The organism is Acinetobacter sp. CIP 102529 (genome assembly GCF_000368325.1).
Classification (GTDB): domain Bacteria; phylum Pseudomonadota; class Gammaproteobacteria; order Pseudomonadales; family Moraxellaceae; genus Acinetobacter; species Acinetobacter parvus.
The window spans coordinates 1,934,615-1,949,732 of sequence record NZ_KB849355.1; the positions used below are offsets into that span (position 1 = coordinate 1,934,615).

A 15,118-nucleotide genomic window follows, 5' to 3' on the forward strand; every position below is an offset into this window, starting at 1 on the left:
TTATTTTTAAGTTAAGCCAAACAGTCTTGTTTTGGCATTAAGCTATCGCAGTACAACGGATTAAGTGCACATTGCAAATCATCAATTTGTTCTTGAGTGACATAGCCTTTGGCTGTGAGATATTCAGCCACACGATCATCGCGCAAGCTTAAAAATGCCGCATCATAAACACCTAAATCTACAAATAAAGCTGCTGTTTCAAGGCTATTAAAATGATCAAGAAAAACATCATTTTCGTGCATCAAAAAAATGTGTGTCAGTTCTGCATTGGCATCTACGTTTAAACGTTGTGCTAATTGCTCTGGGCGAGTGTTAATAAATAATAAATCTGATAGTTCATCGAACTGACTTTTATCCAGTTGATTTTCGCCATCTTTGACATGAGCTAACCATGCTTTAAAGACCAGCACGGCACCACCACGAAGTAGCATACTCCACATTTGATGACGAGTTTCATGATCCAAATGAGCGGATTCTGTTTCTAATACATCCAAGAATTTTTGTTCTTGTAACGCTAGCTTTTCAAATAGCCCTAGACCCTGTGGCTGATAAGCTGCTGGTGCAAATACATCAAAATTCAGCTCATGGAATACATTGAGGGCAAGGGGGGCGGCTGCTTGATAAAGTGTATTCAATGCTTTTAGATGAGTATCATTTAAGTTGCTCTGTACAAAAATATTCTGCCAGTTGAGCTCTGGTAATAAGGCGTTGGCACTGTATTGGCGGTAAAATTGTTGTGAGGTATGCTCAGAGGTGAGGTGACTACTATTCATGATCAATGTCCTTTGTGATAGTTTTGCTAGAAACCTAAACGCATGAAAAATGGCTTCTATCAAGTTGATCAATTTTTGCCTGTTTATGGATGCAAGTAGAATACGGCTAAAGTTGTATACGTGGTTTTTATGGGAATATTTATTAATAAAAACAATATTTTAATTAATTGTAAGTAAGTGTACAAACGTTCACTATTGTAAGTGAACGTTTTTGCCATAGCCAATAATTTTTTGAGCACTTTGGTCAATTTTTTGTCATTTTAGTACTCTTTTTTTGATAATTTTTGCCTATGTTTCAAAATATTTTGCCATTTAGCCCATCGGCATGATTTTTAAGCCTGATAACCATGCGCGTAATCCAGCAGGTTTCAGTGGTTTTCTCAGCAAAACAATATTCTGTCGCTTTAGGCACTGAGGAAGTTCTGGATCGGAATCTGCAGTAATCAGGGCAACAGGAATATGTGCAGGGCGATATTGTTCAATAAAATCTAAGCCGCGTTGATCATGATTTAAATGCTGATCTATTAACCAGACCTGAATATCTTCCTGTTCAATCAGCCTGAGCGCCTCCGCAGGTTCAGTCGCGGTAAAAATCTGGTAGCCCCACTTACTTAATAAGGTCCGCATGCCTTGCAGAATGGTTTCATCATTGTCCAGACACAGCACTTTATAAGCAGTGTGTTGCAGTGCGGTCACATGCGGTGTAGTCGCTTCAATTTTTGGTGCTTCGGCGAGCGGTACTTCGATCATAAAGCAAGAGCCTTTACCTAATTCTGAATAGACATGCACTGGGAAATCCAGCAGGCTGGTCATACGCTGCACGATTGCAAGTCCTAATCCCAGACCTTGCTCACCCCAGGGCGAGGTATGACCGCAACGCTCAAATTCCTGAAACAGTTTCACGCGTTGCTGTTCATTGATGCCAGGTCCTGTATCCCAAACACCGATTCGAATATGTTTTGGACGTTGTGCTGAACGCAGTACACCCACTACCACACGACCCTGTGCGGTATAGCGCAGAGCATTGCTGACAAAGTTCTGTATAATGCGGCGCATCCATTGCGGGTCGGTATCCACCCAGAACCTGGTGTCGTGAACAGAGAACTGGATATTGCGCTGTGCGGCAATCGACTTAAATTGTAGTTCGAGGTCATTTAACAGGTCATGCAGTGAATAGGCCTGACGTTTTGGCTGAATGGTTCCGCCCTCCAGACGTGCGATGTCCAGTAGGGCAGAGAGCATGCTTTCCGCACCATACAGGGCACGGTCCAGTTGCTGTAAGGTTTGTTGATCTTCAGTTGAGCTGACACTCTGTTCCAGCGCGGTGCTGAACAGGCGTGCTGCATGCATCGGTTGCAGCAGGTCGTGGCTGGCCGCTGCCAAAAATCGACTTTTCGACTGGTTGGCCTTGTCGGCTTGTTCCAGTGCCAATTTCTGTTCGGTCAGGGCATTGGCAAGCTGCTGGGTACGGTCATTGACCCGTTCTTCCAGCACCGCCTCATTTTCACGGAACGCGGTAATATCGGCAAAGGTAGTGACAAAGCCGCCGCCCTCAATAGGGGTGCCGCGCATCTGGATCACCAGACCATCCTTGCGAATCCGTTCAAATTCATGCGCACTGCCGACTTTCATCCAGTGAATCCGTTTATTTACATGCTCCTCAACCGAACCTGGTCCACATTCACCCTGTTCCGCGTTATAACGGATTAAATCAGCAATCGGGCATCCCACATAAACCAGATCTTTGGGATAATCAAACAGTTTCAGGTACTGGTTGTTCCATGCCACCAGACACATATTTTTATCCACCACACTGACCCCCTGTGTCATGTGGTCAATCATGGTCATCAACAGGTTTTGGTTAAAACGCTGCCACTGGGAGGCCTGATCCAGAATATTCGCTACCTGCCCCAAAGCCAGTCCGTTATTGATCATGGCAGTAGTGAGTAAGGTACGGGCAGAGGCCGCGCCAATAATTCCCGCCAGATACTGTTCAGTAAAACGCCACCACATGCCATTGGCGACATGGTTTTCATTGAGGATGGTATGGTTTTGCTCACAGAATTGCTGGAACGCCTGTATGGTTAGTCGGTCCCCTGTAATCCGTTTTGCCAAAGCCAGCAGATCACCCACTTTAAGCCGTGACCCATTTTGGTGTAGGTCGGTCAGGTCGGTATTTGACTGAGCGGATGGCAAAGGCTTGCTTTCATAGTAAAAAAAGCTTTCAGCCTGAATCTGTTCAGCAACGCTTGGGCGATACAGGCGCGAGACCCAGATATATGAAACCACGTTCAACCCCAAAGACCACAGCACCCCGTGAGTCAAAGGCGCAAAGGACTTAAAGCCGAGCAGCGCTTCTGGACGCAGGGCGTTGATGTCAAATGGGCCAAACAGCAACAAATGCTGGGCAAAAGCCTGATAATGCTCAGGCAGGCTGCGCAACACCGTTGGGAAAAGCAAGGTGTAGCTCCACATGGCAAAGCCGATCAACAGGCCTGCATACACGCCCTGACGGCTTGCGCCACGCCAGTAAAGACCACCAATCAGGGCTGGCGAGAACTGTGCGACGGCACTAAACGCCAGTAGACCAAAAACCGAGAGCTGGTTAATGTCATTGAAGAAATGGAAGAATAAAAAACCCAATGACATCACGCTGACAATACTGAAGCGCCGTGTCAGTTTCAGCACTCGGGGAAGTTGCTGGTCTTGTCGGGAAATAATCTTAAAGCGCCATAGTGCGGGCATGATCAGGTCATTGCTGAGCATGATCGAGAGGGCAACGGATGCCACCAGCAGCATACCTGTGGAGGCGGAGAAACCGCCCAGAAATGCCAGCAGGGTCAACCAGTCCTGTTGGTAGCTGAGCGGCAGGGCCAATACCGCAATATCAGGTGTACCCAGTGACTCAGGCAGCGAGTGTAGCGCCCAACTGGCAATTGGAATAATCGCAATGATGGTCAGGATCAGGTAGGCTGCAAACCAGCGCCGTGCGCCACGAATATGCTTTTCATCCCGTAACTCGACCACCGCCACATGGAACTGGCGTGGCAGGCAAATCATTGCCAGTGCGGCGAGCAGGGTTTGAATCCAGAATGTTTCAGGTACACCAAGCTGCTGGAGGTCATGAAAATGTTGACTGACATCGTTGCTGACTTGTTTAATATTTTCAGGCGATTGCAATAAGAAAAATCCTGCAACACAGAGGAGGGCGAATAATTTCACAAAGGATTCAAAGGCAACCGCCAGCATCAAACCGCCATGCTGTTCGGTATGGGCAATATGACGTGTGCCAAAGATCATCGCCAAAATCGCAAGTACGCCTGTCAGCACCAGCACACTGTTGGTGGTGGTATGGATGTGGGCATTTTGCTCAAGAATCACCGATGCACTCAGCGCAATGGCACGGAGTTGCAGGGCAAGGTAGGGCACAATGGCAATCACGGCAAGGATGGTGACCAGCGCAGCCAGACTGCCACTTTTTCCGTAGCGGGCCGCGACAAAGTCGGCAATCGAGGAAATGGCGTGGTGCTGACGAATACGGCCTAGCCGTCTCCAGATGTCATAACCGAACCAGATAAACAACAGCGGACCCAGATAGATCGGCAGGAAAATCACCCCCTCACGAACCGCAGCGCCTGTGGCACCGTAGAACGTCCATGATGAACAGTACACACCCAGGGTCAGGCTGAACAGCAACATGCGGCCGCGCGGGCTAAGGCGGCTGGCGTGTTTCTCTCCGAAAAACGCGCAGCCGAATAGCACCACAATATACAGGGCAAGTACCCCAATAATCAGCCAACTGTTCATATTGCTCACGTGATCAAGTCCCATTTTTTATCATACTGCGAAGCGCGGAACGTGCGTTAAAACAAGATTACATTTAGAGACCAAAGTCTAAGTTACGAGTCAAGTGGAATCTTGCTAATTTGAATAATGAAAAATCCCATGCGAAATGGGGTCCACGGCTGGACACAAAAATAAGGAGTTAATTATGGATGACTCACAGGTAGAACGTATTCTACAAAATCCAAAGTTTCAAGAAATGGTTAGCAGAAAACGCACTTTAAGTTGGACATTAACAGCAATCATGCTGTTTATCTACGTTGGTTTTATGCTTTTGGTTGGCTATAACAAAGAGTTTCTAGCAAGTTCATTTAGTGGTGGCATTACAACCTGGGGCATGCCCCTCGGTTTAGGCATCATCGTGTTGTCATTTTTATTATGTGGTGTGTATTCATATATCGCCAATACTAAACTCGATCAACTCAATGAAGAAGCACTCAAGGAAGTTGAGGCAATCACACATGAAAAAGGGATGCACTGAGATGAAAGGGACGTCTATTAAAGCGATCATTTTCGCACTTGCAACCTTGTGTAGCTCAGGTATTGCATTTGCTGGTCCTGATTTAGGAGCAGCTGAGCAGCAAGCCACCAACTGGCATGCGATCATTATGTTTATGATCTTTGTTGGTTTCACGCTTTTCATTACCAAATGGGCAGCTAAGCAAACACAATCTACCCAAGATTTCTATACTGCGGGTGGTGGAATCAGTGGTTTCCAAAACGGTTTAGCGATTGCGGGTGACTATATGTCAGCAGCATCGTTCTTGGGTATTTCAGCATTGGTGTTTAGTTCAGGCTTCGATGGCTTGCTTTATTCACTTGGTTTTATGGTCGGTTGGCCGATTGTTCTATTCCTTGTTGCTGAGCGCTTACGTAACTTAGGAAAATATAACCTTTCTGATGTAGTGTCGTTCCGTCTTGAAGAAAAGCCAGTGCGTACTTTAGCGGCAGTGAGTTCATTGGTTGTTGTTGCTTTCTATTTGATTGCTCAAATGGTGGGTGCAGGTCAGTTAATCAAACTACTATTTGGTTTGAACTATAATATCGCGGTTGTGATTGTCGGTTTATTGATGATGGCATACGTGATGTTTGGTGGTATGTTGGCAACAACTTGGGTTCAAATCATCAAAGCGGTGATGCTACTCAGTGGTGCAACATTCATGGCATTCATGGTGATGAAAGCTGTGGGCTTTAGCTTTAGCAATATGTTTAACCAAGCGATTGGTGTATACAGCCAAGCGCATAATATGAGCTTGGATGAAGCTGCAAAAATCATGGGGCCAGGCAAGCTTGCTGCGAATCCAATTGATGCACTTTCTCTTGGTCTTGCCTTGATGTTTGGTACAGCAGGTTTGCCGCACATCTTAATGCGCTTCTTCACAGTAAAAGATGCGAAAGAAGCACGTAAATCAGTTGTTGTTGCAACAGGCTTTATTGGTTATTTCTATCTTTTAACGTTCATTATTGGTTTCGGTGCGATCTTATTCGTTGCAAACAATCCTCAGTTCCTTGATGTTGCGAAAGCGGCTATGACAGGAAAATTAGAGTTGATTGGTGGTAATAATATGGCGGCAGTTCACCTCAGTGATGCTGTTGGTGGTGACCTGTTCATGGGTTTCATTTCAGCAGTTGCATTTGCAACCATCCTTGCTGTAGTTGCTGGCTTAACACTTTCAGGTGCTTCTGCGATTTCACATGACTTATATGCAAACGTATTCAAAAAAGGTAAAACTACGCCTCAATCTGAATTACGTATGTCAAAAATTGCGACTTTAGGTTTAGCAATCTTTGCCATGGTCCTAGGGATTTTGTTCGAAAAACAAAACGTTGCTTTCATGGTTGGTTTGGCATTCTCAGTTGCATGTTGTGCAAACTTCCCAGTACTTGTATTGTCTATGTTCTGGAAAGGTTTAACGACTCGTGGTGCAGTAATTGGTGGTGTGGTTGGCTTGGTGGGTGCGGTAAGTTTAATTATCTTGTCAAAAGCAGTTTGGGTTGATACTTTGGGTATTTCTGAAACTGCGCCAAACCCATTCAATGGTCCAGCATTATTTGCAATGCCATTATCATTCCTTTGCTGTTGGTTCTTCTCTGTAACAGATAAAACTGCGCGTGCAGAGAAAGAGCGTAAAGCGTTCGATGCTCAGTTTGTTCGTTCGCAAACAGGTATTGGTATCTCTGGTGCATCAGATCACTAATTAAATTCGATATCTAAATCAAAGCCCTCATCAATTGAGGGCTTTTTTATGGTTTATTGATGCATACTGGCCAGTTGCTGTGATTGATTGCGATACAATGACAGACCAATTTTCTGTAAATGCCGTCCTTTCTGTTCAAGGAAATGATTTAATTTTGGAATATGTTTGGCGCCTGTATAGAGTGCTAGATTGCGACCAATCAAATAATAGGCAAACCATGAGGCTGACTGTGGTGCCAAACCCAATTTCTGCATTTTTTTACGACCAATAAAGAATTGGGTAATTTCGAGGTGTTGTTTGTAGGCTAGTTTTTGCTGAAAAGAGCGTAGGTAACGATATTTCCGTTCAAAGGGTTCTTTGGAAAGACTAGATCCCAGAGAAATACTGCTCTCATCAGATTGAGGATGTGCAAACTGCATCCAGTAAATCATTTTCCAGCCGTCAGCTTCATTATTCACTAACCATTTTTCTTCAATGCCCATCAACCAGCCCGCATATTTCCAAAAATGCAAAAAGCTATCAACTTCTTGTTTACTCGGAAAAATACCTAAAGCCCGAATACCCAGCAATACCACACCGCTAAAGGCAATATTGGTCATGGCCTGATCATATTGGTTGATGGGCAAACCCCAGGTCTCAGCATCCCATTTTTCAGATTTTTGCAGTTGATGACTCACCAGCGAATGAATAAAACGTACAAAAATGGTTGAGGTAAAACCTTTGCTAAAGCGTTCAAAACCACCTTGTTCAGTGATATCCACCCACCATTTGGTGGTTTCAGCCAGACGGGTGCCCGCCTGTTTCTTTAATGCGCCTGTCAATACCAATGGCTGGTTAAAGCCAGGATACAGATAACCTGTCATGAGGGAAACATCTCTCAGGATGAAGCCATTATTTACACCCAAACGATAGGTAAATTTCAGGGCTTCATCAATCTTGCCTTGATCGTACCAAACGGGTTTTTGTTCAATGAGCTGAAAAAACTCAGTGAGTTCAGGAATCTCATGCGGCAGCTTGTCCAAACCCTCATACAGCGCCGTTTCAAAATACTTACGGTGCTGTTTTGGGTTTTGCAATACCCAGCGCAACACCTGATCCATCGGCTCATCACCACTTTGCAGGGCGTTATTCAATGCCAGATAGTCCTCATAACTTGGCTGGACCTCCTGACGAGTCATATAGCTTAATATTTTGGATTTCACATTCGACTGAATCATGTCTTCAAAAGAAGCCAGACGTTTAGGTTTAACGATGCTTTGCATTGCATAAAGCCCCTGATTGTTATTTAATCAAAGCTTAATATGAATAAATATTCGTATTCAATTCGCATTTCCCTTGAGGCTGAGCATGAGAAAAAGACCCCAGCAGCAACGTGCCAAAATGATCGTGGAAAGCATTTTACAGGGTACACAAAAATGCATTTCTGAATATGGCGTGTTGCATGTCACCACACCTAAAATCTCTGAAAAATCAGGAGTAAGTGTCGGATCAATTTATCAATATTTTGAAAATAAAGAACAGATTGTGGCGGAACTGCTGCTACGTAAAAGTGAGGATCTGGGGCAGGCATTGAAACAGTTGGTGATGCTGCAACAGCAAACCAGTATTCAGGACGTCATCACATTAAGCATTGCCTTTGGCTTTGAATCGTTGAAGTCTGATCAGGGCTTTTTTATTGAAATCTTAAAGAACTGGCATGCCTACAGTGACTCAGATGCGGCACAGGTGCTGGAAAGACATTTTTTGGAAATTGGGATGTACCTGTTTGGGCGTTACTATCCACACTGGGACTTTGAAACACTCAAGCATAAATCATTCGTGATCATTAACAGCACTCTGTTTACCATGATGCGGTATGCCAGTAAAAACACCTTTTTAATTGAAGAGCAGCGTTTGCAACAAGAACTCTCTAAAATGATCATTTCCTTTCTGGATGCAGTATGATGCTATAAACATAATGAAAACCATAACAAGACTTGGGGAAACCACATGCAAACCTTGAGGGAATTTTGGAAAACGTTTCGTTTACTCCCATCCGCATGGCTGTTACTGGTGCAACTGGCCCTGTTGATTTTATATATGCTGACTTCTGGTGACAGTGAATATCGTGCCCTGACTTGGTCGCTGGGTGTATTGGCACTACTGATTATTGCCAAGGTCATTCGCCAAACTCCAGTGTTTACCTTTTGGGGACTGGTTTTTGTGAGTGGCGCTTTCCTGTTTTCCATCCTGATTTTTATTGGCTATGGCACACCAGTCGTTCAGGTCACAGCCTATAGCTTTGAGGCGCTTGCCTATTTTTATGCCGCCTATGGGCTGCTGCGTTATATGTTTGCCGACCGTTACCTCACTAAGGACGAGCTATTTGCTGCGGGTGCAGTTTTTACTCTCATCGCTTGGGCATTCGCCTTTTTATATAGTATTTGCCAGTTGCTTTTACCTAATAGTTTTCAAAACCCAAATCAGCCACAAGATTTACAAGTTTGGCTCGATTTATTATTTCTGAGTTTTAGTCTGCAATCAGCAACGGGTTTATCTGATTTGATGCCAATTAGTCCAGCAGCTAGAGTATTAACCATGCTACAAATGTTTGGTGGGGTGATGTACCTTGCGGTGGTGGTGTCACGCTTGATCGCACTGCAATATATTGCCCATTTACCCAAGCAATCCAGCCATAAGGAATAACCCTGTTACAGCATTACAACTGCGTTATTTTTCACATTATTTAATTTTAAATTATATAAATCAGTATATTAGATAAGTTAAAGTTTAAAAATACAACAACCGAATAATTAAATTTTTAAAAGTTCTTGCAAGCGCCCTGAAATGCTGTAGAATGCCCACTCATCGGCGGTGATACAGATAAAAACTTGTTGATAAACAATGGTTTGATTAAGATAGTCTAGGTTGTAGGCTGGATTGGTCAGGTCTGTTTAGGTTAAGATAAGTTTTAAAAATATCGAAATTGCCTGTTGACTTTAAAGAGATTTAGGCTAACATAGCCGACCTAGCTTGATGATGACGAATCATCGAGAAGATCATTAAGAGAATAGAAGAACAACTTGTGTGGATTTTTACTGATTGATCGATCGAAATTATTTTCATTGATTGAATGGTAGAAATTACTCGAAGTTTATTTGAGCGAATTTTTAGTCAGAAAATTGATGAGCCAGATTTGGTGCTTAGAATAAAGCACAAATGATATTAAACTGAAGAGTTTGATCATGGCTCAGATTGAACGCTGGCGGCAGGCTTAACACATGCAAGTCGAGCGGGGATTGGGTGCTTGCACCTAATCTTAGCGGCGGACGGGTGAGTAATGCTTAGGAATCTGCCATTTAGTGGGGGACAACATTCCGAAAGGGATGCTAATACCGCATACGCCCTACGGGGGAAAGCAGGGGATCATTAGACCTTGCGCTAAATGATGAGCCTAAGTCGGATTAGCTAGTTGGTGGGGTAAAGGCCTACCAAGGCGACGATCTGTAGCGGGTCTGAGAGGATGATCCGCCACACTGGGACTGAGACACGGCCCAGACTCCTACGGGAGGCAGCAGTGGGGAATATTGGACAATGGGCGAAAGCCTGATCCAGCCATGCCGCGTGTGTGAAGAAGGCCTTTTGGTTGTAAAGCACTTTAAGCGAGGAGGAGGCTACCTGGATTAATACTCTAGGATAGTGGACGTTACTCGCAGAATAAGCACCGGCTAACTCTGTGCCAGCAGCCGCGGTAATACAGAGGGTGCGAGCGTTAATCGGATTTACTGGGCGTAAAGCGTGCGTAGGCGGCTGATTAAGTCGGATGTGAAATCCCTGAGCTTAACTTAGGAATTGCATTCGATACTGGTCAGCTAGAGTATGGGAGAGGATGGTAGAATTCCAGGTGTAGCGGTGAAATGCGTAGAGATCTGGAGGAATACCGATGGCGAAGGCAGCCATCTGGCCTAATACTGACGCTGAGGTACGAAAGCATGGGGAGCAAACAGGATTAGATACCCTGGTAGTCCATGCCGTAAACGATGTCTACTAGCCGTTGGGGCCTTTGAGGCTTTAGTGGCGCAGCTAACGCGATAAGTAGACCGCCTGGGGAGTACGGTCGCAAGACTAAAACTCAAATGAATTGACGGGGGCCCGCACAAGCGGTGGAGCATGTGGTTTAATTCGATGCAACGCGAAGAACCTTACCTGGCCTTGACATAGTAGAAACTTTCCAGAGATGGATTGGTGCCTTCGGGAATCTACATACAGGTGCTGCATGGCTGTCGTCAGCTCGTGTCGTGAGATGTTGGGTTAAGTCCCGCAACGAGCGCAACCCTTTTCCTTACTTGCCAGCATTTCGGATGGGAACTTTAAGGATACTGCCAGTGACAAACTGGAGGAAGGCGGGGACGACGTCAAGTCATCATGGCCCTTACGGCCAGGGCTACACACGTGCTACAATGGTCGGTACAAAGGGTTGCTACCTAGCGATAGGATGCTAATCTCAAAAAGCCGATCGTAGTCCGGATTGGAGTCTGCAACTCGACTCCATGAAGTCGGAATCGCTAGTAATCGCGGATCAGAATGCCGCGGTGAATACGTTCCCGGGCCTTGTACACACCGCCCGTCACACCATGGGAGTTTGTTGCACCAGAAGTAGGTAGTCTAACCTTAGGGGGGACGCTTACCACGGTGTGGCCGATGACTGGGGTGAAGTCGTAACAAGGTAGCCGTAGGGGAACCTGCGGCTGGATCACCTCCTTAACGAAAGATTGACGATCGGTAAGAATCCACAACAAGTTGTTCTTCGAGATATATCGAATGAAAGATAGAAAAAGTATTGTTTCTCTTTTTTAATTTTAGAGATAAGTCGTGCACTACGCGCTGCGCTTGTCTTGCGAAATAAAAGAAGAGATCAACGATCTCTTCTTTTATTTCTCAGGGTCTGTAGCTCAGTTGGTTAGAGCACACGCTTGATAAGCGTGGGGTCACAAGTTCAAGTCTTGTCAGACCCACCACTACTGACGAAGTGATGAATAATCACAAGCTACTAGATGAGAAGATATATCGTTCATTATGATTGTAAGCTGGGGACTTAGCTTAGTTGGTAGAGCGCCTGCTTTGCACGCAGGAGGTCAGGAGTTCGACTCTCCTAGTCTCCACCAGAGCTTCGATCAGCAAAGCAACGCTTTGCCGAAGCGCAAGACAAGCAGCTATGCTGCGCGTAGTATCTGATCTAATATGGTAGTGAAAGATATTTTTAAATTATAGAACTTAATAAATAAGGTGAATCAAGAGATTGATTTAGATTTATTAACTTCTGTGATTTATCACAGTTTACTGCAAGCTGACGAGGCTGTAGTTAATCATTAACAGATTAGAATTTGAGTCTGAAATAAATTGTTCACTCATTCAATAACAAAGCAAGAAGAATTAATTCTTTAAGCTGAGTTGTTAGAAATGAGAACTAGCAAAAACACTGAATCAAGCGTTTTGGTATATGAATTTAGATTGAAGCTGTACGGTGATTAAATTCACGAAGCAACAAACTGGATGAGAGCGATGTAAGTTGAAAAACGAGCATAGCAATCTGTCCTAACCTTACTTGTAAGGGTTAGCGACTGTTTGGGGTTGTATAGTCAAGTAATTAAGTGCATGTGGTGGATGCCTTGGCAGTCAGAGGCGAAGAAAGACGTGATAGCCTGCGAAAAGCTCCGGGGAGGCGGCAAATATCCTGTGATCCGGAGATATCTGAATGGGGGAACCCACTTACCATAAGGTAGGTATTGCAACATGAATACATAGTGTTGCAAGGCGAACGAGGGGAAGTGAAACATCTCAGTACCCTTAGGAAAAGAAATCAATTGAGATTCCCTTAGTAGCGGCGAGCGAACGGGGAGTAGCCCATTAAGTTATGTGTGTTTTAGTGGAACGCTCTGGGAAGTGCGAACGTAGAGGGTGATATTCCCGTACACGAAAGGGCACACATAATGATGACGAGTAGGGCGAGGCACGTGAAACCTTGTCTGAATATGGGGGGACCATCCTCCAAGGCTAAATACTCCTGACTGACCGATAGTGAACCAGTACCGTGAGGGAAAGGCGAAAAGAACCCCTGTGAGGGGAGTGAAATAGATCCTGAAACCGCATGCATACAAGCAGTGGGAGCCGACATGTTCGGTGACTGCGTACCTTTTGTATAATGGGTCAGCGACTTATATTCAGTAGCGAGGTTAACCGAATAGGGGAGCCGTAGAGAAATCGAGTCTTAATAGGGCGTTTAGTTGCTGGGTATAGACCCGAAACCAGGCGATCTATCCATGAGCAGGTTGAAGGTTGGGTAACACTAACTGGAGGACCGAACCCACTGTCGTTGAAAAGCCAGGGGATGACTTGTGGATAGGGGTGAAAGGCTAATCAAGCCTGGTGATAGCTGGTTCTCCCCGAAAGCTATTTAGGTAGCGCCTCGGACGAATACCATTGGGGGTAGAGCACTGTTTCGGCTAGGGGGTCATCCCGACTTACCAAACCGATGCAAACTCCGAATACCAATGAGTACTATCCGGGAGACAGACTGCGGGTGCTAACGTCCGTAGTCAAGAGGAAAACAATCCAGACCGCCAGCTAAGGCCCCAAAATCATAGTTAAGTGGGAAACGATGTGGGAAGGCATAGACAGCTAGGAGGTTGGCTTAGAAGCAGCCACCCTTTAAAGAAAGCGTAATAGCTCACTAGTCGAGTCGGCCTGCGCGGAAGATGTAACGGGGCTAAAACTATGTGCCGAAGCTGCGGATGTAACTTTTAAGTTACGTGGTAGGGGAGCGTTCTGTAAGCCGAAGAAGGTGTATTGAGAAGTATGCTGGAGGTATCAGAAGTGCGAATGCTGACGTGAGTAACGACAAAACGGGTGAAAAACCCGTTCGCTGAAAGACCAAGGGTTCCAGTCCAACGTTAATCGGGGCTGGGTGAGTCGACCCCTAAGGCGAGGCCGAGAGGCGTAGTCGATGGGAAATTGGTTAATATTCCCATACTTCTGTGTAATGCGATGAGAGGACGGAGAAGGTTAAGTCAGCCTGGCGTTGGTTGTCCAGGTGGAAGACAGTAGGCATGCATCTTAGGCAAATCCGGGGTACTCTATGCTGAGAGTCGATAGCAAGCTGTACTTGTACAGTGAAGTGGCTGATACCATGCTTCCAGGAAAAGTCTCTAAGCTTCAGTTACACAGGAATCGTACCCGAAACCGACACAGGTGGTCAGGTCGAGTAGACCAAAGCGCTTGAGAGAACTCTGCTGAAGGAACTAGGCAAAATGGTACCGTAACTTCGGGAGAAGGTACGCTGCTGACGGTGATGGGACTTGCTCCCTGAGCGGTTGGCAGCCGCAGAAACCAGGCCGCTGCAACTGTTTATTAAAAACATAGCACTCTGCAAACACGAAAGTGGACGTATAGGGTGTGATGCCTGCCCGGTGCTGGAAGGTTAATTGATGGGGTTAGCGTAAGCGAAGCTCTTGATCGAAGCCCCAGTAAACGGCGGCCGTAACTATAACGGTCCTAAGGTAGCGAAATTCCTTGTCGGGTAAGTTCCGACCTGCACGAATGGCATAATGATGGCGGCGCTGTCTCCAGCAGAGGCTCAGTGAAATCGAAATCGCTGTGAAGATGCAGTGTACCCGCGGCTAGACGGAAAGACCCCGTGAACCTTTACTGCAGCTTGACATTGAACTTTGACCTTACTTGTGTAGGATAGGTGGGAGGCTTTGAAGTTGGAACGCTAGTTCCAATGGAGCCGTCCTTGAAATACCACCCTGGTAATGTTGAGGTTCTAACTCTGCCCCGTAATCCGGGGCGAGGACCATGTCTGGTGGGTAGTTTGACTGGGGCGGTCTCCTCCTAAAGAGTAACGGAGGAGTACGAAGGTGCGCTCAGCGTGGTCGGAAATCACGCGTAGAGTATAAAGGCAAAAGCGCGCTTAACTGCGAGACCCACAAGTCGAGCAGGTACGAAAGTAGGTCTTAGTGATCCGGTGGTTCTGTATGGAAGGGCCATCGCTCAACGGATAAAAGGTACTCTGGGGATAACAGGCTGATACCGCCCAAGAGTTCATATCGACGGCGGTGTTTGGCACCTCGATGTCGGCTCATCTCATCCTGGGGCTGAAGCAGGTCCCAAGGGTATGGCTGTTCGCCATTTAAAGAGGTACGCGAGCTGGGTTTAGAACGTCGTGAGACAGTTCGGTCCCTATCTACCGTGGGCGCTGGAAATTTGAGAGGATCTGCTCCTAGTACGAGAGGACCAGAGTGGACGAACCTCTGGTGTACCGGTTGT

The 15,118-nt window shown here is 45.8% G+C and carries 7 protein-coding genes, 2 tRNA genes and 2 rRNA genes; 8 read left to right on the forward strand and 3 right to left on the reverse strand.

The features are described from left to right. Positions 1-11: 11 nt before the first annotated feature. Together F972_RS14685 and F972_RS14690 are read right to left on the reverse strand one after the other, a co-directional pair. A complete protein-coding gene (locus F972_RS14685; RefSeq protein WP_004680033.1) occupies positions 12-773 on the reverse strand; it encodes a hypothetical protein in 762 nt (253 codons plus the stop codon). Between the two features lie 312 nt (positions 774-1,085). After that, complete coding sequence (locus tag F972_RS14690) at positions 1,086-4,580, reverse strand: hybrid sensor histidine kinase/response regulator (protein WP_167539028.1); 3,495 nt, start codon at positions 4,578-4,580, stop codon at positions 1,086-1,088. Positions 4,581-4,764: 184 nt separating this feature from the next. Here F972_RS14690 and F972_RS14695 point away from each other — a divergent pair, with 184 nt between their 5' ends. Beyond that, entirely contained in the window at positions 4,765-5,097 is a 333-nt protein-coding gene (locus tag F972_RS14695; RefSeq protein WP_004680029.1) for a DUF485 domain-containing protein, read from the forward strand. A gap of 1 nt (position 5,098) precedes the next feature. Next, complete coding sequence (locus F972_RS14700; RefSeq protein ID WP_010589285.1) at positions 5,099-6,814, forward strand: cation acetate symporter; 1,716 nt, start codon at positions 5,099-5,101, stop codon at positions 6,812-6,814. A 53-nt stretch (positions 6,815-6,867) separates the two neighbouring features. On the opposite strand, the gene F972_RS14705 is transcribed toward F972_RS14700, so the two are convergent. Then, positions 6,868-8,076, reverse strand: coding sequence for an oxygenase MpaB family protein (locus tag F972_RS14705; protein WP_004680025.1), 1,209 nt, complete (start codon positions 8,074-8,076; stop codon positions 6,868-6,870). A gap of 85 nt (positions 8,077-8,161) precedes the next feature. Between F972_RS14705 and F972_RS14710 the strand changes: the two genes are divergently transcribed. The 6 genes from F972_RS14710 to F972_RS14735 form a co-directional block, all read left to right on the forward strand. Then, entirely contained in the window at positions 8,162-8,758 is a 597-nt protein-coding gene (locus F972_RS14710) for a TetR/AcrR family transcriptional regulator (RefSeq protein WP_004674047.1), read from the forward strand. A gap of 45 nt (positions 8,759-8,803) precedes the next feature. Then, a complete protein-coding gene (locus F972_RS14715; protein WP_004674044.1) occupies positions 8,804-9,499 on the forward strand; it encodes an ion channel in 696 nt (231 codons plus the stop codon). 521 nt (positions 9,500-10,020) lie between these two features. Further along, a 16S ribosomal RNA gene (locus F972_RS14720) occupies positions 10,021-11,557 on the forward strand. A 177-nt stretch (positions 11,558-11,734) separates the two neighbouring features. After that, a tRNA-Ile gene (locus F972_RS14725) sits at positions 11,735-11,811 on the forward strand. A gap of 71 nt (positions 11,812-11,882) precedes the next feature. Then, a tRNA-Ala gene (locus F972_RS14730) sits at positions 11,883-11,958 on the forward strand. A 472-nt stretch (positions 11,959-12,430) separates the two neighbouring features. After that, positions 12,431-15,118: ribosomal RNA gene (locus F972_RS14735) — 23S ribosomal RNA — on the forward strand; the annotation flags it as partial.